Here is a 19,623-nt window from a genome sequence, read left to right on the forward strand (position 1 = left end):
CATGCGCATACCGTGGAATCACAACAGCCGCACCCGAATCGCGCGTCGGCAACTCGAAGAACTCAGCAGGCCCTGGCTCGGATTCGCGGCGATCGCGCTGCTGGTAGTCGCGGTCGCCGCCGCACTGGTGGTCAATTCGCTCGATATCGGTGAGCGACGTCTGGAGGCGGATTTCGCACAGGCCGCGCAGCTCGGTGCCGGCGATCAGGTGACGGTGGCGGGCGTGCCGGTCGGCCATGTGGTCGGCCTGCGGTTGGCCGGTGAACACGTGACGGTCACGCTGAGCATCGCCGACAATGTCGCGCTCGGCCCGGCCACGACCGCGTCGATCAAACTCACCACCTTGCTGGGCAATCGGTATGTGGAACTCGCACCGGCCGGTTCCGGTGCGCTGCCGAATGGCCGAATCCCCTTGGCGCAGACCAATGTTCCCTATGATCTGCAGTCGGCCCTGGCCGATGCCACGACCACCTTCACTCAGGTCGATGCCGATAAGGTCGGCCAGGCGCTCACCGAACTGTCCACCCAGCTACAGGGGCTGCCACAGCTGGTTCCGTCGGTGATGCAGAACGTCACCACCCTTTCGGGTGTGATCGCGGAACGACGCGGGCAGATCGGCACATTGCTGACCAGCACGAGCCAACTCACCACCGTCATCGAGAATCAACGGGCCGGCCTGGGCGTGCTGTTCGACCAGGGCCGCGACCTGCTGCGGGAGGTCGCGGCCAAGCGGCAGGCCATTGCCGCCCTCATCGCAGCCACCAGCAATGTGGTGCGGACGCTGCAACCGATCGTCGTGGACGACCAGCCCGAAATTCAATCCCTGCTCGACAACCTCGGCCAGCTGGTTCAGATGCTCAGCCGGCACGACGACCTGCTGCGCAACATATTGCAGATCCTGCCGGTGCCCTGGCGCAGCTGGGCGGACCTGAGCGGCTCCGGGCCGGAACTGGAGGCCAACGCGTCCTCGGGAGCGTTCATCGACTCCTTCATGTGTGCGCTGGTCGGCCGCGCGAAGATCCAGCTGCCCCCCTATTCGGAGGACTGTCGATGAGATCGTTACCCCGTCCCGTGAAGCTGGTTCTGGTACTCGCGGCCACCGCGCTGATCGCCGGGGCAGCCGGCGCTCCGCTGTCCCGGCTGAACGAAACCATCACCGTGACAGCGCATTTCGACAGCGCCGCCGGTGTCTTCGTCGGTAATCCGGTGGATGTGCTCGGCATGCGGATCGGTAAGGTCGACCGCGTCGAGCAACGTGGCGCGCATGTCGAAGTGACGATGCGGGTGGACGCCTCGGTGCGGATTCCCGCCGATGTCACGGCGGTGACCGTCTCGGATTCGGTGCTGACCGACCGGCACATCGAGCTCACCCCGGTCTACCGCGGCGGACCGACCCTGGCGGCCGGGGCGACGCTTGGTACCGATCGCACGAAGACGCCGGTCGAGTTCGACAGTCTGCTGGCCATGGCGGAGAAGCTGTCCACGTCACTGCAGGGCGACGGGCAGGGGCACGGCCCGATCGCCGACGCGGTCGGTGTCGGCGCGGCGGTGGCAACGGATAACGGCGATGAGATCAAGGCCGCGCTGGACCAGCTGTCCCGAGCGCTGCGCATGGGCGACGATCATGGCGCCGCCACCAAGAACGCGATAACCACTCTGGTGCACAATCTGGACTCGCTGTCCGCCGCGGCCGCGCGCAACGACGAGACGATCCGCGAGTTCGGCGGCGGGGTCCGCCAGCTGAGTGAGCTGCTCGCCGAACAAAATCTCGGCACCGGCGACACCGGCGCGAAATTGAACGAAATCCTCACCGGGACAACCGATCTCATGCAGCGCAATCGTGGCGCCCTGTCGAATACGGCGAGCGGTGCGAACGTCATCTTCCAGAGTCTGTCGGATTACAACCGCAACATCGCGGAATTCATGGATCTGTTCCCGTTGGTCGTAGACAACGCCCATGCCGTGATCGACCAGAACGTGGGCGCCGGTCGGGTGCACGTGAATGTGGACAAGATCGTGCTGGACGGGCAGATGGTGAAGCAGGTGTGCAACCTGCTCGACTTGAAACAGCTCGGCTGCAACACCGGGAAATTGTCCGATATGGGGCCGGACTTCGGCATCGTGGCCATGCTGGCCGGAATCGCGGGTTTGCCGAAATGATTACCAGGAAAGCAACTTTCACCAGTGCCGCGGTCGTGCTGCTGTGCGCGGTACCGGCGAGCGCTTGTTCGATGGGGCTGGATCGGATGCCGCTGCCCGCGCCATCGGTCGGATCGCACACGTTCACGCTGACGGCCACCTTCGCCAACGCGCTCAACCTCCCGACCAAGGCCAAGGTGAAGGTCGACGGCGCCGATGTCGGAGAGGTCGAGTCCATGACGGCACGCGATTACGCCGCCGTGGTCACCCTGCGGATCCGATCCGAGGTGCTGCTACCGACGGGCACGACCGCCGAATTGCGGTCGGCCACACCGCTCGGCGATGTATTCGTCGCACTCGATCCGCCACCGAATCCGGCTCCCGGTGCCGCGGTGCTGCACGATGGGGACAGCATTGCGCAATCGTCGACCTCGGCGGCGGCGACCATCGAGGAAGTACTCGCCCGGGCGGCATTGCTGGTCAACGGTGGTGTGATCCGAGATCTGACGAAGGTGATCAACGGTCTCGGCGCCGAATTCGGTGGGCGGGGCGACCGCATGGGTGAGCTGATCGCCCAAACGACCACATTGGTCCGAACGCTCTCGGCGCGATCGGACCAGATCCGGGCGGTAGTGCAGGACACCGCAACGCTGACCGCCACCGTGGCCGCGCAACAGTCGGTGGTGAACGATGTGGTGGCCGCCGCGAGCCCGGCCCTGGATGTTGTGGCCGCCAGCACCCAGGACATCGTGGATCTCGCAGCCCAGTTGAATCGGATCGCCGGCCAGCTCGCGAAGTTTCCGTCGATCAACGGAACCGGAAAGCGCAGCCTGGTTACCGACCTCAACAATCTCGCCGCCGGACTCAACACCGCCGCGATAGACCCCAACGCCAACCTCGCCCCACTGAACCACACCATAGCCATCGTCAGTGGCAAGATAGCCAACGCCGCAGCCGCCACCGCCGACGCCGATATCTATCAGATAGCGCTCGGAGCGGCACCCGACCCGAACTTCCCGGGTAATCCGGAAGCCCGGGTGCCGAGCCAGACCGACTGGGAGAACTTCGCCGGTTCGTTGGCGTACTCGTTGGGCCGGTTGTACGGCCGAGTGATCGGACCGGGACGATGAACCGCCCGGACCCGAATCGTGCCTTCGGCGTCCGTCTGGAGTCGGCGGCGGGCGCGGTCCTCGCAGTCACCGACCGGTTGGTCCGTCATCGACTCGTCGTCTCGTTGGTCGCCCTGGTGGCCACGCTGATAGCGGGAGCGACGTATGTCCTGTTCGGATCGCTCGAGCTGAACCCGTTTGCGTCGACCTACCAGATCCGGGTCCACCTGGCGCAATCCGGTGGTCTGCTGCCCGACCGGGACGTCACCGTGCGCGGTGTCCGCGTCGGCCGCGTGTCTTCGGTCGACATCGTCGACGGCGAAGTGGTCGCGGTCGCGTCGATCGAGGCAGGCACCAGGATCCCGACCGACAGTGCGATCCGGGTGGCCGGATTGTCGATGGCCGGTGAGCAATACCTGGATTTCGTTCCGACCAACTCCGGTGGCCCCTATCTAGCCGGCGGCGCGGTCATCGGCAAGGACCGGACCGCAGTGCCGGTGCAGCTGGCACAGTTGCTCGGCGACCTCAACGGCACCATCGCACAACTCGATCCCGACAAACTGCAGGCGATCGTGCACGAGTTGGGCGCGAGTTCGGCGGCGCCGGAGAAGCTGGCGGCGATCATCGATGGTGGCACCTTCCTGATCACCACACTCGGTGCGGTACTTCCGCAGACTGTCAGTCTGCTGCGCACCAGCGAGGTGGTGCTCGGCACCGCACGCGAGCTCGGACCGGCTCTGGCGGCTACCGCGGCCGATCTCGAACGCACTGCCGCTGGCGTGAATTCGATGACGGGCGGGTTCGACACCCTGCTCGACGTCGGGCCGGAGGCGCTGCGGACCATGGACCAGATCATCGCCGACAACTCCCCGACCATGGTCCAACTGCTCGGCAATCTCGCGACCGTGGCCCAGATGTCATACGTGCACGTACCGGCGATCAACAATCTGTTCTTCCCCACGCAGCGGGCCGGCTCTACCGCAGACGCTTTGGGCACCGCATTCCACGACGGCGCGCTCTGGGCGATCGCCAGCATCTATCCACGAAAGCAGTGCGATTACGACCTGCCGCGCCTGCCGGTCACCGTCGCGAACCATCCCGAACCCTACTTGTACGCCTACTGCACCGACCCGGATCCGACGCTCCTACCGCGCGGAGCCCGCAACGCGCCACGGCCCCCGGGCGACGACACCGCGCACCCCCCGCCCGGAGTCGATCCGCTGGCGACCGCCGATCCGACACCGCAGGGGCCGCTGTCGATCCCGACACCGTACGGCGGTGCATACGTTCCGGCATATGTACCGCCGAAGTAGCAAACCAACAACGAAGGCCAGGAGGTTTCGATGAAGAAATCAGTGCTGGAGACCGAAAACGCTACCGAGACAACCGACTCGGGCTCGGACACCGACAACCCATCCGTGCCCGAGAAGGAAACAGCCACCGAGACAAGCGATTCGGACCAGGTAGCCGAGGACTCGCCCGTGGGCGCGGACGCCACATCACCCTTCTGGCGGCGTCCTTGGGTGCCGCGCGCGGTGGTCGGCGCGACCGCCTTCGTCGCGGTATCTGCCTCGGTGCTTGCCTGCGTGCTCGGCTGGAAACTGCACGACCGCAGCCAGGTCGATACCGCGGCCCGGCAGGCCGCGAGCACCGCGCAGACCTACGCGGTCACGCTGACGAGCATCGATTCGCAGAATATCGACCAGAATTTCGCCGCTGTCATCAATGGCGCGACCGGCGAATTCAAAGACACATACACCCAATCCAGTAACCAATTGAAGACACTGCTGGTCGAGCACAAGGCCATCAGCAAGGGGCGCATCGTGGACTCCAGCATCAAGTCGGCGACCAAGGACCGCGTCCAGGTAATGCTGTTCATCGATCAAGAGGTCACCAACTCGGTGAGCCCAGATCCACGGATCGATCGCAGCCGCATGGTCATGACCATGGAGCGGGTCGGCGACAGCTGGCTGGCCAGCAAAGTGGATCTGGTGTGATGTGATCGATCAATCCTCCGCACCGTCGGTCACCCGGATAAGGAACTGGGGCCGCGGCTATCTGAACCGTCATCCGGTCGCCTCGCTGGATACCGTAGGCGCCCAGTTCATCCTGGGTGTGCGTGCGGTGCAGTATCTCGTAATCGACATCGCGACAGGCCGTTTCGCGTTCAAGGAGTTCGTGCGGCAGGCCGCTTTCATGATCAAAACCTCATATCTGCCGACCGTCGCGGTGGCCTTGCCGATCAGCGCGACCCTATCGATTCAATTCGGGCTGATCGCGGGTCAGGTCGGTGCGACCTCGCTCGCCGGTGCGGCCAGCGGTCTCGCGGTCATCCGGCAAGCCGCACCGGTCGTCACCGCGATGCTGTTGGCGGCGGCGGTCGGCTCGGCGATCTGCGCCGACCTCGGCTCCCGCACCATCCGAGAAGAGATCGACGCGCTCGAGGTGATGGGCGTTTCGGTGCTGCGCAAGCTGGTGGTGCCGCGGGTGGCCGCCGGGGTGCTGGTCGCGGTCGGACTGACCGGGCTGAGCGCGTTCGTCGGATTCCTCGCCGGATATATGTTCAATGTCTATGTCCAGGGCGGTACGCCCGGCAGCTTCATCGCCACCTTCTCCTCGTTCGCGCGCATCGGCGATATGTATCTTGCGGTGGTCAAGGCGGTGGTGTTCGGGCTCATCGTGACCGTCGTCGCGTGCCAGAAGGGATTGAGCACCAAGGGCGGTCCCGGCGGCGTCGCGAATTCGGTCAATGCCACCGTGGTGGCCTCGATCGTGCTGCTCATGGTGGTGAACGTGGGCTTCACCCAGATGTACACGATGCTCTTCCCACGGCAGGCGCTCTGAGATGGCCGCACCGTACTATCCGCTGCACATCGGGCAGGTGCTCCGCGTTGCGGACGCACCGCTGCACGGCGCCATGCGCCTCGGGCATATGGCCATATTCTTCCTGCGCGCGCTCGCCTCCATTCCGATCGTCCTGCGCCATTACCGCAGGGAACTACTGCGCCTGATCTCGGACATCACCTGGGGCAACGGGTCTCTCATCGTCGGCGGCGGTACGGCGGGCATCATTGTCGTGCTCGGCGCGAGCGGCGGCGCACTGGTGGGGATCGAGGGCTACAGCGCATTGAAATTGCTCGGCATCGGCCCGGCGACAGGTCTGGTCTCCGCGACCGCGTCGACCCGTGAACTGGCGCCGATCATGGCGTCCATCGCCTTCGCGTCACAGGCCGGCTGCAGATTCACCGCCCAACTCGGTGCCATGCGCATTGCCGAGGAGATCGACGCGATGGAAACACTCGCCATCCGGTCCATCCCCTACCTGGTGACGACGCGGCTCATGGCCTCGGTGGCCGCCATAGTCCCGCTCTATCTCGTCTGTCTGGCAATGAATTTCGTCGCGGTCGAGTTCGCCATCGGCATCGCGGGCAGCCAATCACCCGGCACCTACGACCACTACTTCCGCATGGTGCTCAGTGCGACCGATGTCGTGTACTCGCTGACGAAGGCCGTCGTCTTCGTCGTGATCACCACGACCATCCAGTGCTTCTTCGGCTACTACTCCGCGGGCGGTCCGGTGGGCGTCGGTATCGCCGCCGGTCGCGCGATGCGGGCCAGCATAACCGTCATGATCTGCGTTAACCTGCTGATGACACTGGCACTGTGGGGGTTCGACTCGGGGGCCCGAATCAGCGGGTGATCGCCCGTCGTTACGGCGCCCAGCACCGGGCCAGGTCCGGTTCCGCCGCCCGATCGACCAGTTCCACCCGGAAACCATTGGCGCCGCGTAGAAATGCGAAGAACAGCCGCCCGGCGTCGGCGGGCCGGGTGGCCTCGGTGACGTATCCGTGGCGCACGAGTTCGGCGGTGTCGGCGGCCACATCGTCGGACCAGTAGCCGATGTGATGAATCCCGGCCTCCCCCACCGGTTCCCACAGCGTGCCCGCCACGCTGCGGACGACTTCCAACCGCGGCACGGTCGTCGAGTACCGACATTTCAACTCCACGACGGCTTGTTCGCCGTCGGGCAGGTGCACCGCCACCGGCCCGCCGATCTCGGGCCCCCACTCGCTGGCGAGCACCGCGGACAGCGTCGCCACGGTGGCTTCGAAGTCCGTCGCCACGATCCCGATATGGAACTGATCCTCGGCCTTCACAATCGAACCTCCGGTTCCGCTCCCGCACAAAGAATTGCGTTCTTGATCACGAGAAGGATATTCTCACCGAACGAGAGGAGATGCAATGGCGTGGGATTTCGAGACCGATCCGGAGTACCAGAAGAAGTTGGACTGGGCCGATGAGTTCGTGCGCGCGGAGGTCGAACCGCTCGACCTCGTCTGGGAGCACGAGCAATTCGTGCCGCTGGACGGCGCGCGGCGCAAGGCGATCCAGCCGCTCAAGGAGGAGGTGCGGCGACAGGGCCTGTGGGCCACGCATCTGGGACCGGAGTTGGGCGGCCAAGGCTACGGCCAGCTGAAACTCGCGCTGCTCAACGAGATTCTGGGCCGTTCCTCGTGGGCGCCGATAGTTTTCGGCTGCCAGGCGCCCGATACCGGCAATGCCGAGATCATCGCCCACTACGGAACATCCGATCAGAAGCAGCGCTACCTGCAGCCGCTGCTCGATGGTGAGCTGTTCTCCAGCTATTCGATGACCGAACCGCAGGCCGGTGCCGATCCGACCCGGTTCGAGACCCGGGCGGTGCGCGACGGTGACGACTGGATCATCAACGGCTGGAAGTTCTTCTCCTCCAATGCGAGAACCGCCGCCTTCCTGATCGTCATGGCCGTGACGAATACGGAGGTGAGCCCGTACCAGGGGATGTCGATGTTCCTGGTACCTACCGATACCCCAGGTATCGAGATCGTGCGCAATGTCGGCCTCTACGGCGAGCCGATGAATGGTGGCAGCCACGCACTCATCCATTACGAAAACGTGCGCGTGCCCCCCGAATCCCTGCTCGGCGGCGAGGGCCAGGCCTTCGTCATCGCGCAGACCCGTCTCGGCGGCGGCCGCATCCACCACGCGATGCGCACCATCGGACTCGCGCAGAAGGCCATCGACATGATGTGCGAGCGGGCACTGTCGCGTACCACTGCGGGCAGCCGGTTGGCCGATAAGCAGTTCGTCCAGGGCTATATCGCCGATTCCTATGCCCAGCTGGCCCAGTTCCGGCTGTTCGTACTACATACCGCCTGGAAGATCGACAAGTACAACGACTACAAGAAGGTCCGTAAGGACATTGCCACGGCCAAGATCGTCATGCCGACGGTGCTGCACGATATCGCCTGGCGCGCAATGCAAGTGCACGGCGCATTGGGCACCACCAATGAGATGCCGTTCTTCCGGATGATCCACGGAGCGGGTGTCATGGGACTGGCCGACGGGCCGACCGAGGTGCACAAGACCACCGTCGCCAAGCAAGTGCTGCGCGACTACCAGCCCACCGACGGCATGTGGCCCACCGAATGGATTCCCGGAAAGCAGGAAGCCGCCCGGGCGAAGTTCGCCGAATATCTCGAGCATGAAGTAGGGAACCAGTGAGCATCGATACCACCCGGCTCGCCGATTGGATGGACGGCCACGGTCTGCCTGGTAAGGGCGAACCTCTCGAAACTCGCTTTCTGTCCGGCGGCACCCAGAACGAGATCTATCAGATCCGTCGCGGCGAACACCTGAGTGTCCTGCGTATCCCACCCGCCGAGGCGCCCGCAGACCGGGACGCGGGCATCTTGCGCGAGTGGCGGATCATCGAGGCCCTCGACGGCACCGATGTCCCGCATACCGCCGCCGTCGGAGTCTGCACCGACTCCTCGGTGCTCGGACGCACCTTCTACCTGATGGGCTTCGTCGATGGCTGGTCGCCGATGGACCATCGCGGCATCTGGCCGGAGCCGTTCGACTCCGACCTACAGGCGCGGGCCGGACTCGGCTACCAGCTGGCCGAGGGAATCGCATTGCTGTCCAAGGTGGATTGGCAGGCGAAAGGTCTGCAGGATCTGGGCCGTCCGGACGGCTACCACGAGCGGCAGGTGTCGCGGTGGCTGAACTTCTACGACAAGATCGACGGCGCGCGCACGCTCGACGGCATGGATGTGGCCACCGAGTGGCTGCGCACCCACCGCCCGCTGGACTACATCCCGGGCCTGATGCACGGTGACTACCAGTTCGCCAATGTGATGTTCCAGCACGGCGGCCCGGCGCGGCTGGCCGCGCTGGTGGACTGGGAGATGGGTACGGTCGGCGACCCGAAGCTCGATCTCGGCTGGATGCTGCAGGGGTGGCCGGAGGACACCAGCGACCCGGCCGTGGCTACCAAGGGCTACGCCAATATGCAGTACATGCCCTCGCGTGAGCGGATGCTCGCGCACTACGCGGAGGTGTCCGGGCGTCAGGTCGACGATATCGACTACTACCTGATCCTGGCCAAGTGGAAGCTGGCGATCGTGCTCGAGCGCGGTTTCCAACGCGCCAAGGGGGATATCAAGCTGTCGGCGTTCGGCCCGATTGTGCTCGACACTATGCGCGCCGCAGCCGAATTGGCCGAGAGTACGGAGTACAGGTCATGAGCGAGCTAGTACCGCGTCGAGATAGCTTCTGCGGTATCGAGCCTCGGTTCGGAGGGTGCCGTCGAACGCACCCGAGTAGTGATCGTCCACGCCGCATTCGACCGCAGTATCACTACGCTCGACGAGCAACCGGAGAGGGCGGCGCAGCAAGGTATCCGGGCGCGGCACTGTCGATTAACGCAGGCGACCTGTTGGTCATTTCGGAGCCGAGCGCCAGGGAGGCGCAGCCATGAGCGACGCGGAGTTCTTGCTGGACCGGCGCGGCCCGGTCATGGTCGTTCGGCTCAATCGTCCAGATGCGCGAAATGCTTTGACCGCCACCATGATGCGCGGAATCGGTGCGGCGATCATTGCGGCCGAAGCCGATCCGCTGGTGCGGGCCGTCGTGCTCACCGGCACCGGTGATCGCGCTTTCTGTTCCGGAATGGACCTGCGCGCCTTCGCCAGTGGCGAAGATTTCGGCAGCGGTGCGGAAGCCGAGGCCTACGGGCGGCTGACCAAGGGACAGGTGAGCGTGCCGGTGATCGGCGCGGCCAATGGCAGCGCCGTCGGTGGCGGATTGGAACTACTGATGGGCTGCGATGTGATCGTGGCCTCCGCGGCGGCGAAATTCGGCTTCCCCGAGGTCAAGCGCGGACTGTTCGCGGGTGGCGGCGGTACCTTCATCGGCACCCGGATCCCCCTCGGCATCGCACTGGAGTTGCTGCTGACCGGCGATCTCATCGACGCCGAACGCGCCGAACGGATCGGGCTGGTGAACGCGGTAGCCGAACCGGATGCGGTGTTCTCGACCGCACTGGCCATGGCCGAGCGCATCGCCGCCAACGCACCGCTCGGGCTGGCCGCTTCGAAAGAGCTGGCTCGCCTTGCGGTTTCGGATGCCGCCGCAGCCACCGAACGGCTCGGCAAGTGGCAGGCATCGGTATTCGGCAGCGACGACGCCCAGGAAGGCGCACGCGCGTTCGCCGAGAAGCGCACGCCGAACTGGCGAGGCCGGTGATATGCGCGCGGTGATCTGCCCGGCCTACGGGCCGCCGGAGGTCGTGCGCATCGAAGACCGTCCGTCGCCCGCACTCGAATCGGGACAGGTTCGAGTGCGGGTCGGCGCTGCCGCGGTCAACTTTCCGGATGTCCTTGTGGTCGCGGGCGAATATCAGATCAAGGTGCCGACACCGTTCGTGCCCGGCAGTGAATTCGCCGGCACCATCACCGAAACCGCCGACGACGTCACCGAATTCGCCATCGGTGACCGGGTCACCGGCACCGGAATCGTCGGGGCGTTCGCAGAAGAGGTAACCGTGCCCGCCGCTGGACTCGGCCGCATCCCCGACGGAGTCGACGACCATTGTGCGGCGGCGTTCGGCGTCGCGTACCGGACGGCGTATCACACACTGCGTTCGGTAGCCCGGGTTCAGCCCGGGGACCGGCTGCTCGTACTCGGGGCAGGTGGCGGAGTTGGGCTTGCGGCCGTACAGCTCGGGGTCCGTTTGGGTGCCGAGGTGACTGCGGTCGCCTCCTGCGCCGAAAAGCTCAGCGCCGCAGCCACTCACGGTGCCAGCCAGCTCATCGACCACACCAGCGCAGACCTGCGCGCGGCGCTGAAAGAGGCATTGCCCGACGGCGCCCATGCCGTCGTCGACCCGGTCGGTGGTCGACTGTCCGAGCCCGCGCTGCGGTCGCTACGCCGCGGCGGTCGATTCGTCACCGTCGGCTTCGCCTCCGGCGAGATTCCACGGATCCCACTGAATCTGGTGCTGGTCAAGGGAATTCACATACTCGGCTTCCAATTCCAAGACCTGGACCCGGCCGAATTCCGCCGCAACGAGGACGAACTGCGAGAACTGTTGACCACCGGCCGCGTCCTCCCGCACATCAGCGCGGTGTATCCGCTCACCGAGGCCGCCACCGCACTACGGCGGGTCGCCGACGGGCAGGCCATTGGCAAAATCCTGCTCGATCCGAAGGCATCATCCGAGGCAGCCAAACCTGTTGACCACCAACTCGAACCACTATAACCGGGTCGACGACGTGATCGAGACGCAGCGGAGATGGTGTTGCGGCGCACGTCGCTCATGACCGGATCATCGTGGGGCAATATCTGCGCCGAAGCCACCGTACCCGTGGGTGAGGCGCGCCTATGCGATGAACTCGTCGATGGAGTCGCCCCCATGGCGCGCTCGAACCAGGTCCCGCTCGATGTCTCGGCGTAAGCCGTCACGAGCGCCCGGTACGAGTGCACCGGGCGCTCGGCCATAGCTCACCCCACCGGAAGCAGATCCGCAGACAAGTGATCCGGGGTTTCACTGCAGCGGAACATTTCCACAGCCTCGAGTGCGTCGACCGGATGCGCCAAGGCCGCCAGCGCCCGTGCCTTGAACGCTTGCGCGGCCACGCTCAGTCGGTGCTGCACGCCCTCGGTGCGGCAATCGAGTTCGCCCGGACAGTCCGCACCCCAGACGGTCACCTCCAGCGACCGCTCCTCGATATTCTTCAGCACGCCCTGGTGGACCCGCGGATCGGTCTCGAAAACCTTTGCGGCGACTGCGATTCCGTTCGGCCATACGCTCACATCCGATAGCGATGCCAGCGAGCTCTCCAGATCCAGCACGGTTGCCCCGAGGATCCGCAGCGGTCGGATATCGGCGGCGGCGCCGACACAGACCGTCACCTCCCATCCGGCCATCGCCCGATCGAATAGCCAACCGCCGGAATACCGCACCACGTCGGCGACATCGGGGGCGATGACCGCCAGCCGATATCTCAGAGGGTGCTTGCGGGCATGAGCTCGCGCTCGAGCGAGCGGACGTACTCCGTAAAGACCCGGTTCAGTGGTATCGAGGGGTCGAGCAGCCATGAGGTTTCCATCCCGTTGAGAAATGCGACTATCTCCACAGCCTTGATGGCAGGGTCCAGATCGGTGCGGTAGCGGCCTGCGCGTTGGCCGCGTCGGATGCCGCCGGCAATGGTGGCGACGGCGGCTCGGTACCGACCGAGCAGGCGATCGTGCAGCGGCGCATCCGGGTCGAGGTTCTCCACGAGCAGCACGGTGAACATGCCGACCAGATCCGGCGAGCGCCGGAACCGGTCGACGACGTTTTCGAGCTGCTCGATCAGATCGCGTCGGCGGTCGGAATGGAGTTCGTCGTCGGTGTCGCGAGCTTCGAGTACCGCATGCAGCAGCTGCTCCTTGGACTCGAAGTGATGGAGCACCCCGGCCGTACTGACTCCGGCCTCCCGCGCGATCTGCGCCAGCGTCGTATTACGCCAGCCGTTGCGCGTGAGCAGTCGCTGTGCGACGGCGAGAATCTGCAGCTTGCGGTGCTCACCCTTGGCTAGCAACGTCTCATATGGCCGCGGGCTACCGGTTTCGGGATCGGACACCGAACTCCTTCGTTCGATCAACCTACTGAAGACACAGTAGGTTGGTTCCGACACTGTGACAAGGGTCTCAGGTGGCCCGATTTTTGCGCTGGCTCACAGCCCCAGAGATTTGGCTATGATCATTTTCATCACCTCACTGGTACCGGCATAGATGCGGGCGACACGCGCATCGGCATAGAGCCGGGCGATGGGATATTCCGTCATATAGCCGTAGCCGCCGAACAGTTGTAAGCAGCGGTCGACCACCCGCGCCTGTACCTCGGTGCAGAACAGCTTGACCCGCGCGGCATCGGCACCCGAGAGCTGTCCCGCGACCAATTCCAGCACCGCCCGATCGACCATCGTCTGGGCCGCCTCCACCTCCGTCGACAGCGCGGCCAGCTCGAATTTCGTGTTCTGGTACGCCGCCACCGGCTGGCCGAAAACCTTGCGCTGCTGCACATATTCGATGGTCGCGGTGATCGCGGCCCTGGCCTGTGCCACCGAGCCCACGGCGACCGTGATCCGCTCCTGCGCGAGATTGTGGCCGAGATAGGAGAACGCCTGTCCCTCGGCGCCGAGCCGGTTCGCCACCGGGACCCGCACATTGTCGAATGCCAACTCCACCGTGTCCTGTACCTTGCAGCCCAGCTTGTCCAGGACCCGGCCCTTGGTGAATCCGGTTCGGCCGCTTTCCACCACGATCAGGCTCAGGCCCGCGCGCCGGTTGTCCGGATCCGACGAGGTGCGGGCCACCACGATCACCAGATCCGCGAGTAGGCCACCGGTGATGAATGTCTTGGCGCCGTTGAGTATGTACTCCTCGCCGTCGCGAACCGCGGTGGTACGCACACCGGCCAGATCCGAGCCGGTGCCCGGCTCGGTCATGGCGATCGCGGTCAGCAGCTTGCCGCTGGCCAGACCCGGAAACCAGCGGTCGCGTTGTTCGGCATCGGCGTATTCCAAGAAGTAGGGCAGGATCACGTCGATCTGGGTGCGGACGGTACTGAGCGTGACGAGGGCGCGGTAGGCCTCCTCCTGCAGCACGGCATTGAAGCGGTAGTCCCGCACGCCGCCACCCCCGTATTCCTCGGGGATCGCGGTGCCGAGTAAGCCGAGTTCGCCCATCCGCTCGAAGATTTCGCGCGGCATCTGCCCGGCCCGCTCCCAATCCGGGTAGTGCGGCACCACCTCCTTATCGATGAATTCGCGGGCCAGCTGCCGGAATGCCTCGTGGTCTGGGGTGAAAATGTCTCGGCGCACGGTCGGCTCCTTCAGTGCACGAGTTCGACGACGGTGGCGTTGGCGGTGCCGCCGCCCTCGCACATGGTCTGCAGGCCGTAGCGAATTCCGTTGTCGCGCATGTGGTGGATCATCCGGGTCATGAGTACGGCGCCGGAGCCGCCGAGCGGGTGGCCCAGGGCGATCGCGCCGCCCAGCGGATTGAGCAGGTCCGGGTCGGCCCCGGTTTCGGCCAGCCAGGCCAGCGGGATCGGGGCGAATGCCTCGTTCACTTCGAAGACGCCGACCTCCGACAAACCGATACCGGCCTTGCGCAATACCTTCTCGGTGGCCGGAATCGGACCGGTCAGCATGAGCACCGGATCGGCACCCGTGACCGCGCCGGCCCGATACCGCACCAGTGGCGTCAGCCCCAACTCGCGCGCCTTTTCCGCAGTCGTCACCAACAGCGCCGCGGCGCCGTCGGAGATCTGCGACGAGTTACCGGCATGGATGACGCCATCGGCCTGGAAGGCGGGTTTCAGCCCGGCCAGTTTCTCGACCGTGCTGCCGGGTCGGATGCCCTCGTCGGCGATCACCGTCCCGGAATCGGTTGCGACGGCGACGATCTGCTCCTCGAACGCGCCGCGATCCTGGGCGGCGGCGGCCCGTTCGTGTGACAGCACCGAGAACTCATCGAGCCGGGTCCGGTCGAAACCCCATTTCTGCGCGATCAATTCGGCGGAGATGCCCTGGTTGAACGAGAAATCGTCATAGCGGGCAAGAGCTTTCGGGCCATAAGGCATGCCGTCGGCGCGCGCGGCACCCAGCGGCACCCGGCTCATCACCTCGACGCCACCCGCGACCACGACCTCCTGCGCCCCCGAGGCCACCGCCTGCGCGGCGAAATCCAGGGCCTGCTGGCTGGATCCGCAGGCCCGGTTCACCGTGGTTCCCGGAATGGTTTCCGGCCAGCCCGCGGCGAGCACCGCATAGCGCCCGATATTGCTGGACTGGTCGCCGACCTGGGAGACACAACCCCAGATGACGTCGTCGATGACCGCCGGGTCGATGCCCGAGCGGCCCGCCAGCGCATTGAGCACGATCGCCGACAGATCGGCGGGATGCGTACCCGACAGTCCGCCATTGCGTTTGCCGATCGCGGTCCGCACCGCTGCGGCGATGACTACCTCACGCATCTGCTGTACTCCCCTGTTCGGACCGGTCCGCGCCGCGGACCGGTGGTCTGTGCACGGTCCAGCGACCGTCGAACTGCGGTTCCCGTTTCTCGGCGAAGGCCGCGAACGCCTCCAGGGCGTCCGAGGTCGCGAAATTGAGGCCCTGCGCGGCGGCCTCCCCCGCGAGCGCTTCGCGCAAGGTGTGATCGGCGCCCGTATTGAGCAGCGCCTTGGTCTGCGCCAGCGCCACCGGCGGCCCCACCGCCAGCCGCGCAGCGAGATCGGTGACGTAGACGTCGATTTCGTCCGCGGGAACCACCCAGGTCACCAGGTTCAGTTCCCGCGCCTGTTCGGCGTCGATCATTTCGCCCAGCAATGCCAACCGCTTGGCCTGTTGCAGCCCGACCAGTTTCGGAAGCAGCCATGAGCCGCCCAGATCCAGCGAAAGTCCGCGGCGGGCGAAGATCTGCGAGAAACGGGATTCGGGCGTGGCCACCACCAGATCGCAGCCGAGCGCCAGATTCCATCCGGCGCCGACAGCAATACCGCTCACCTTCGCGACCGTCGGCATCGGCAGTTCGTGCAGCAGCAACGCCACATCGGTCAATGCCCGCATGCGATAGACCGGATGTCCGTTATCGGGCACCGAAATGTCCGCGCCGGAACAGAAAGCACCACCGGCCCCGGTGAGCACCAGTGCTCGCACGGAGCGATCGACCGCGGCGGCCCGCAGCGCATCCGCCAGCGCCTGCCACAGTTCGGCATCGATCGCGTTCTTGCGATGTGGCCTGTTCAGGGTCAAGGTTCGGACGCCGTCACGATCCTCGGTCAGCAGCGACCTCAGCATGCCCGCTCCGCGGGTTGGCGATATGCCGGACCGATTGCACCCGCCGCGCGAAGTTCGTCGATTTCCGCACCGCCGCAGCCGATCTCGGACAGCACGGCGTCGGTGTGCTCGCCGAGACCGGGAACCGCCCCCATGGGCGGATCGAAACCGTCGACAATGGCCGGTGGCAGCAGCGACGGGATCGGGCCGGATGGGGTGTCGATGCTGCGCCAGCGATCGCGGGCCGACAGTTGCGGGTGGGCGATAACCTCGCTGGGCAGGTTATAGCGGGAGTTGCCGATCCCGGCGGCGTCGGCGAGTTCCTGAATCCGCGCGAGATCGTGTCGGGCGCACCAGGATCCGATGGCCTCGTCGAGGATGTCGCGCCGCTTACAGCGGTCCGGATTGGTGCGCAGGCCCTCGTCGTCGGCCAGGTCGGGACGGTCGATGATGTCGCGGGCCAGCCGCTGCCACTCCCGATCGTTGGTGGTGCCAATCACCACGGTCTGTCCGTCCGCGGTTCGGTAGGCGCCATAGGGCGCGACCGCCGCCGAGCTCATACCCAGCGGTTGCATATCGATTCCGGAGTGCCTGGCGTAGGTGAGGTGATAGCCCATCACGTCGGCCATGGTGTCGAACAGGCTGACCGCGATCGTCGCGCCCGCATCGGATCCTCGACGCTGCCGTCCGCACATCGATGCCAGAATCGACAGCGCCGCATACTGTCCTGTGATGACATCGGCCATCGGCGGGCCCGGTTTCGCCGGGGCATCCGGATACCCGGTGACCGCGCACACCCCCGATTCGGCCTGCACCAGCAGGTCGTAGGCGCGCTTGTGCGACAGCGGCCCACCCGAGCCGAAACCGTCGATGGATACCGCGATCAGATCCGGATGCCGCTCGGCCAGATCCGCCGGTGCGAGACCGAGCCGGTCGGTCGCACCCGGCGCCAGATTCGATACCAGTACCTCGGCACGATCCAGCAAACGATGCAGAATCGCCACGCCCGCAGGCTTTTTCAGATCCAGCGTCACCGATTCCTTGCCGCGGTTAACCCAGACGAAATGCGCCGCCTGCCCCTCGACCACATCGTCGTAATACCGGGCGAAGTCGCCGCCGTCCGGATTTTCGATCTTGATCACCCGGGCACCGAAATCGGCGAGTGTGCGAGTGCACATCGGCGCCGACACCGCCTGTTCCAGGGCGACGACGGTAATCCCCGCCAACGGTCCCGCCTGCGCCGTACCCGGCATCACATCACCATGCCGCCGTCCACCGGCAGCACCTGCCCGGTGACGAACGAGGCGGCATCGGAGGCGAGGAAGACGAAGGCACCGGCCACCTCCGCCGGATCGGCCCAGCGCCGCAACGGAATTCGGTTCAACATCTGCGCCGCGAACTTGTCGCCGGTGCGAATGGTCTCGGTCATCGGCGTGGCAGCCAACGGCGCGAGCGCGTTCACCAGGATGTTCTTGCGCGCCAATTCGCGAGCCAGGGATTTGGTGATGCCGATGATGGCCGCCTTGGCCGCGGAGTAGTTGACCTGCCCCAGCGTGCCGACCAGCCCGGCCGACGAGGTGACGTTGATGATGCGCCCGGTGCCGTCGGTCGGCAGATACGGCAAGGCAGCCTGCGAGCAGTTGAAGGTGCCCAGCGTGTGGATCTCGAACAGTCGCCGCATCGAGTCGACGCTGGTATCGGCGAACATGTGCGGATCGGTGACACCGGCGTTGTTCACCACGATATGCAGTGTGCCGCCAGCCAATTCGGCCGCCTTGGCCGCCGCGGCGTCGGCGGCCGCCCGATCGGACACGTCGAGGGCGAAACTCGCCGCGCTACCACCGTTTCCGGTGATCTTCTCGGCGACGGCCGCGGCCGCATCCGCATCGCGGTCGGTGACCAGCACTGCGGCCCCCTGCGCCGCGAGGGCATGTGCCACCGCGGAGCCGATACCGCCTGCCGCGCCGGTGACCATCGCGGCCCGCCCGGTCAGCTCGAAAAGTTCGTTCCTGGCTGCCATTCGGTAAGTTCCTGCCTCTGCTAATAGCTTCTGGGTAGGCCCAGCGTGTGGGAGCCCAGGTAGTTGAGAATCATTTCCTGGCTGATCGGGGCGATCCGCATAACACGGGACTCCCGGAAATAGCGGGACACGTTGTATTCCTCGGCGTAACCCATGCCGCCGTGGGTCTGCAGCGCCCGGTCGGCCGCGGTGAATCCCGCGTCGGCGCACAGATATTTGGCGGTATTCGCCTCACGTCCGCACGATTTGCCGTTGTCGTAGAGCCAGGTTGCCTTGCGCAGCACCAATTCCGCGGCATCCAGGTGGGCCAGCGAATCGGCCAGCGGAAATTGAATGCCCTGGTTCATGCCGATCGGCCTGCCGAACACCACTCGCTCCTTGGCGTATTTCGTGGCCCGGTCGAGTGCGACTCGGCCCAGTCCGAGTGCCTCGGCGGCGATCAGCATGCGCTCGGGATTCAGGCCGTCGAGCAGATAGCTGAATCCCTTGCCCTCCTCCCCCACGCGATCCTCGACCGGGATATGCAGCCCGTCGATGAATACCTCGTTGGAGGTGACGGCATTGCGGCCCATCTTCGCGATCGGCCGGATATCGACGTGTGCGCGATCGATGTCGGTCAGGAACAGCGTCATGCCGTCGGTCTTCTTGGTGACCTCGTCGTAGCGCTGGGTGCGGGTCAGCAGCAGGATCTTCTCCGACTCCATCGCCTTGGAGATCCATACTTTGCGGCCGTTGACGACATAGTGGTCGCCATCGCGACGCGCGAAGGTGGTGATGTGGGTAGTGTCCAGGCCCGCACCGGGTTCGGTGACGCCGAAGCAGACGTGTAGATCACCGGTTGCGATGCGCGGCAGCGTCCGCTGTTTCAACTCCGCGGATCCGTGCACGATCACCGGATGCATGCCGAAGATCGACATGTGGATCGAGCTCGCGGCATTCATACCGCCGCCCGATCGTGACACCTCCTCGGCCAGCAGTGTGGCCTCGGTGATGCCCAACCCGTGTCCGCCGTATTCCTCCGGGATCGTGATGCCGAGCCAGCCGCCCTCGGCGATGGCGTTATAGAACTCCGTCGGGAATTGGTGCGCCTGATCCTTTTCCATCCAGTACTGGTCGTCGAATTTGCGGCACAGTTCGGCGACCGTGCTGCGGATCAGTTGCTGATCCTCGGTGAGTTCGAAATTCATGCCTCCGAGGTTCG

The 19,623-nt window shown here is 65.5% G+C and carries 21 protein-coding genes; 12 read left to right on the forward strand and 9 right to left on the reverse strand.

Features of this window, described 5'->3' with window-relative positions; genetic code table 11:
• Position 1: 1 nt before the first annotated feature.
• Genes AB0J47_RS10040 through AB0J47_RS10070 form a run of 7 tightly spaced genes read left to right on the forward strand, consistent with a single transcriptional unit; the run spans position 2 to position 6,948 of the window.
• The gene (locus tag AB0J47_RS10040; RefSeq protein WP_364342878.1) at positions 2-1,054 is read left to right on the forward strand and encodes an MCE family protein; all 1,053 of its coding nucleotides are present in this window, start codon (positions 2-4) and stop codon (positions 1,052-1,054) included.
• On the forward strand, positions 1,051-2,160 hold the full coding sequence (locus AB0J47_RS10045) for an MlaD family protein (protein ID WP_364342881.1): 1,110 nt from the start codon (positions 1,051-1,053) through the stop codon (positions 2,158-2,160). The genes AB0J47_RS10040 and AB0J47_RS10045 overlap by 4 nt, the downstream gene beginning before the upstream one ends.
• Complete coding sequence (locus AB0J47_RS10050) at positions 2,157-3,269, forward strand: MCE family protein (RefSeq protein WP_364342884.1); 1,113 nt, start codon at positions 2,157-2,159, stop codon at positions 3,267-3,269. Before AB0J47_RS10045 ends, AB0J47_RS10050 begins: the two co-directional genes overlap by 4 nt.
• Complete coding sequence (locus tag AB0J47_RS10055) at positions 3,266-4,561, forward strand: MlaD family protein (protein ID WP_364342888.1); 1,296 nt, start codon at positions 3,266-3,268, stop codon at positions 4,559-4,561. The genes AB0J47_RS10050 and AB0J47_RS10055 overlap by 4 nt, the downstream gene beginning before the upstream one ends.
• A gap of 30 nt (positions 4,562-4,591) precedes the next feature.
• A complete protein-coding gene (locus AB0J47_RS10060) occupies positions 4,592-5,245 on the forward strand; it encodes a hypothetical protein (protein WP_364342891.1) in 654 nt (217 codons plus the stop codon).
• A gap of 4 nt (positions 5,246-5,249) precedes the next feature.
• Positions 5,250-6,092, forward strand: a complete 843-nt coding sequence (locus tag AB0J47_RS10065) for an ABC transporter permease (protein WP_364343105.1) — start codon at positions 5,250-5,252, stop codon at positions 6,090-6,092.
• Position 6,093: 1 nt separating this feature from the next.
• Complete coding sequence (locus AB0J47_RS10070) at positions 6,094-6,948, forward strand: ABC transporter permease (protein WP_364342894.1); 855 nt, start codon at positions 6,094-6,096, stop codon at positions 6,946-6,948.
• 10 nt (positions 6,949-6,958) lie between these two features.
• On the opposite strand, the gene AB0J47_RS10075 is transcribed toward AB0J47_RS10070, so the two are convergent.
• Complete coding sequence (locus AB0J47_RS10075; protein WP_364342897.1) at positions 6,959-7,405, reverse strand: VOC family protein; 447 nt, start codon at positions 7,403-7,405, stop codon at positions 6,959-6,961.
• Positions 7,406-7,490: 85 nt separating this feature from the next.
• Here AB0J47_RS10075 and AB0J47_RS10080 point away from each other — a divergent pair, with 85 nt between their 5' ends.
• The 5 genes from AB0J47_RS10080 (at position 7,491) to AB0J47_RS10100 (ending at position 12,027) form a co-directional block, all read left to right on the forward strand.
• A complete protein-coding gene (locus AB0J47_RS10080; RefSeq protein ID WP_364342900.1) occupies positions 7,491-8,792 on the forward strand; it encodes an acyl-CoA dehydrogenase family protein in 1,302 nt (433 codons plus the stop codon).
• A 29-nt stretch (positions 8,793-8,821) separates the two neighbouring features.
• Positions 8,822-9,817 carry a phosphotransferase family protein gene (locus tag AB0J47_RS10085; RefSeq protein WP_364343108.1) on the forward strand — a complete coding sequence of 332 codons (996 nt, stop codon included), beginning with the start codon at positions 8,822-8,824 and terminating at the stop codon, positions 9,815-9,817.
• 229 nt (positions 9,818-10,046) lie between these two features.
• Positions 10,047-10,817 carry an enoyl-CoA hydratase-related protein gene (locus AB0J47_RS10090; RefSeq protein ID WP_364342903.1) on the forward strand — a complete coding sequence of 257 codons (771 nt, stop codon included), beginning with the start codon at positions 10,047-10,049 and terminating at the stop codon, positions 10,815-10,817.
• Between the two features lies 1 nt (position 10,818).
• Positions 10,819-11,832, forward strand: a complete 1,014-nt coding sequence (locus tag AB0J47_RS10095) for an NADPH:quinone oxidoreductase family protein (protein ID WP_364342906.1) — start codon at positions 10,819-10,821, stop codon at positions 11,830-11,832.
• A 57-nt stretch (positions 11,833-11,889) separates the two neighbouring features.
• Positions 11,890-12,027: a hypothetical protein gene (locus AB0J47_RS10100; protein ID WP_364342913.1), complete on the forward strand. Its 138-nt coding sequence runs from the start codon at positions 11,890-11,892 to the stop codon at positions 12,025-12,027.
• A 47-nt stretch (positions 12,028-12,074) separates the two neighbouring features.
• On the opposite strand, the gene AB0J47_RS10105 is transcribed toward AB0J47_RS10100, so the two are convergent.
• The 8 genes from AB0J47_RS10105 to AB0J47_RS10140 all read right to left on the reverse strand — a co-directional run bounded on the left by AB0J47_RS10105 (position 12,075) and on the right by AB0J47_RS10140 (position 19,609).
• Entirely contained in the window at positions 12,075-12,500 is a 426-nt protein-coding gene (locus tag AB0J47_RS10105) for a hypothetical protein (RefSeq protein ID WP_364342916.1), read from the reverse strand.
• Between the two features lie 77 nt (positions 12,501-12,577).
• On the reverse strand, positions 12,578-13,198 hold the full coding sequence (locus tag AB0J47_RS10110; RefSeq protein WP_364342919.1) for a TetR family transcriptional regulator: 621 nt from the start codon (positions 13,196-13,198) through the stop codon (positions 12,578-12,580).
• Between the two features lie 93 nt (positions 13,199-13,291).
• Positions 13,292-14,440: an acyl-CoA dehydrogenase family protein gene (locus AB0J47_RS10115; RefSeq protein ID WP_364342922.1), complete on the reverse strand. Its 1,149-nt coding sequence runs from the start codon at positions 14,438-14,440 to the stop codon at positions 13,292-13,294.
• Positions 14,441-14,451: 11 nt separating this feature from the next.
• Positions 14,452-15,597: a thiolase family protein gene (locus AB0J47_RS10120; protein WP_364342925.1), complete on the reverse strand. Its 1,146-nt coding sequence runs from the start codon at positions 15,595-15,597 to the stop codon at positions 14,452-14,454.
• Positions 15,590-16,423 carry an enoyl-CoA hydratase-related protein gene (locus AB0J47_RS10125; protein ID WP_364342928.1) on the reverse strand — a complete coding sequence of 278 codons (834 nt, stop codon included), beginning with the start codon at positions 16,421-16,423 and terminating at the stop codon, positions 15,590-15,592. The genes AB0J47_RS10120 and AB0J47_RS10125 overlap by 8 nt, the downstream gene beginning before the upstream one ends.
• Complete coding sequence (locus AB0J47_RS10130; protein ID WP_364342931.1) at positions 16,417-17,655, reverse strand: CaiB/BaiF CoA-transferase family protein; 1,239 nt, start codon at positions 17,653-17,655, stop codon at positions 16,417-16,419. The genes AB0J47_RS10125 and AB0J47_RS10130 overlap by 7 nt, the downstream gene beginning before the upstream one ends.
• Positions 17,655-18,422 carry an SDR family NAD(P)-dependent oxidoreductase gene (locus AB0J47_RS10135; protein ID WP_364342934.1) on the reverse strand — a complete coding sequence of 256 codons (768 nt, stop codon included), beginning with the start codon at positions 18,420-18,422 and terminating at the stop codon, positions 17,655-17,657. The genes AB0J47_RS10130 and AB0J47_RS10135 overlap by 1 nt, the downstream gene beginning before the upstream one ends.
• A gap of 20 nt (positions 18,423-18,442) precedes the next feature.
• On the reverse strand, positions 18,443-19,609 hold the full coding sequence (locus AB0J47_RS10140) for an acyl-CoA dehydrogenase family protein (RefSeq protein WP_364342937.1): 1,167 nt from the start codon (positions 19,607-19,609) through the stop codon (positions 18,443-18,445).
• Between the last annotated feature and the right edge of the window lie 14 nt (positions 19,610-19,623).

Source organism: Nocardia sp. NPDC049737, from assembly GCF_040674755.1.
Taxonomy (GTDB): domain Bacteria; phylum Actinomycetota; class Actinomycetes; order Mycobacteriales; family Mycobacteriaceae; genus Nocardia.

Excerpts from the sequence above, each read along its gene's own strand:
- AB0J47_RS10105 (WP_364342916.1), bottom strand. The coding sequence starts at position 12,500 with ATGGCCGGATGGGAGGTGACGGTCTGTGTCGGCGCCGCCGCCGATATC.
- AB0J47_RS10120 (WP_364342925.1), bottom strand. The coding sequence starts at position 15,597 with ATGCGTGAGGTAGTCATCGCCGCAGCGGTGCGGACCGCGATCGGCAAA.
- AB0J47_RS10125 (WP_364342928.1), bottom strand. The coding sequence starts at position 16,423 with ATGCTGAGGTCGCTGCTGACCGAGGATCGTGACGGCGTCCGAACCTTG.
- AB0J47_RS10090 (WP_364342903.1), top strand. The coding sequence starts at position 10,047 with ATGAGCGACGCGGAGTTCTTGCTGGACCGGCGCGGCCCGGTCATGGTC.
- AB0J47_RS10080 (WP_364342900.1), top strand. The coding sequence starts at position 7,491 with ATGGCGTGGGATTTCGAGACCGATCCGGAGTACCAGAAGAAGTTGGAC.
- AB0J47_RS10070 (WP_364342894.1), top strand. The coding sequence starts at position 6,094 with ATGGCCGCACCGTACTATCCGCTGCACATCGGGCAGGTGCTCCGCGTT.
- AB0J47_RS10050 (WP_364342884.1), top strand. The coding sequence starts at position 2,157 with ATGATTACCAGGAAAGCAACTTTCACCAGTGCCGCGGTCGTGCTGCTG.
- AB0J47_RS10085 (WP_364343108.1), top strand. The coding sequence starts at position 8,822 with ATGGACGGCCACGGTCTGCCTGGTAAGGGCGAACCTCTCGAAACTCGC.
- AB0J47_RS10100 (WP_364342913.1), top strand. The coding sequence starts at position 11,890 with ATGACCGGATCATCGTGGGGCAATATCTGCGCCGAAGCCACCGTACCC.
- AB0J47_RS10140 (WP_364342937.1), bottom strand. The coding sequence starts at position 19,609 with ATGAATTTCGAACTCACCGAGGATCAGCAACTGATCCGCAGCACGGTC.
- AB0J47_RS10060 (WP_364342891.1), top strand. The coding sequence starts at position 4,592 with ATGAAGAAATCAGTGCTGGAGACCGAAAACGCTACCGAGACAACCGAC.
- AB0J47_RS10130 (WP_364342931.1), bottom strand. The coding sequence starts at position 17,655 with ATGCCGGGTACGGCGCAGGCGGGACCGTTGGCGGGGATTACCGTCGTC.
- AB0J47_RS10040 (WP_364342878.1), top strand. The coding sequence starts at position 2 with ATGCGCATACCGTGGAATCACAACAGCCGCACCCGAATCGCGCGTCGG.
- AB0J47_RS10095 (WP_364342906.1), top strand. The coding sequence starts at position 10,819 with ATGCGCGCGGTGATCTGCCCGGCCTACGGGCCGCCGGAGGTCGTGCGC.
- AB0J47_RS10055 (WP_364342888.1), top strand. The coding sequence starts at position 3,266 with ATGAACCGCCCGGACCCGAATCGTGCCTTCGGCGTCCGTCTGGAGTCG.
- AB0J47_RS10135 (WP_364342934.1), bottom strand. The coding sequence starts at position 18,422 with ATGGCAGCCAGGAACGAACTTTTCGAGCTGACCGGGCGGGCCGCGATG.
- AB0J47_RS10045 (WP_364342881.1), top strand. The coding sequence starts at position 1,051 with ATGAGATCGTTACCCCGTCCCGTGAAGCTGGTTCTGGTACTCGCGGCC.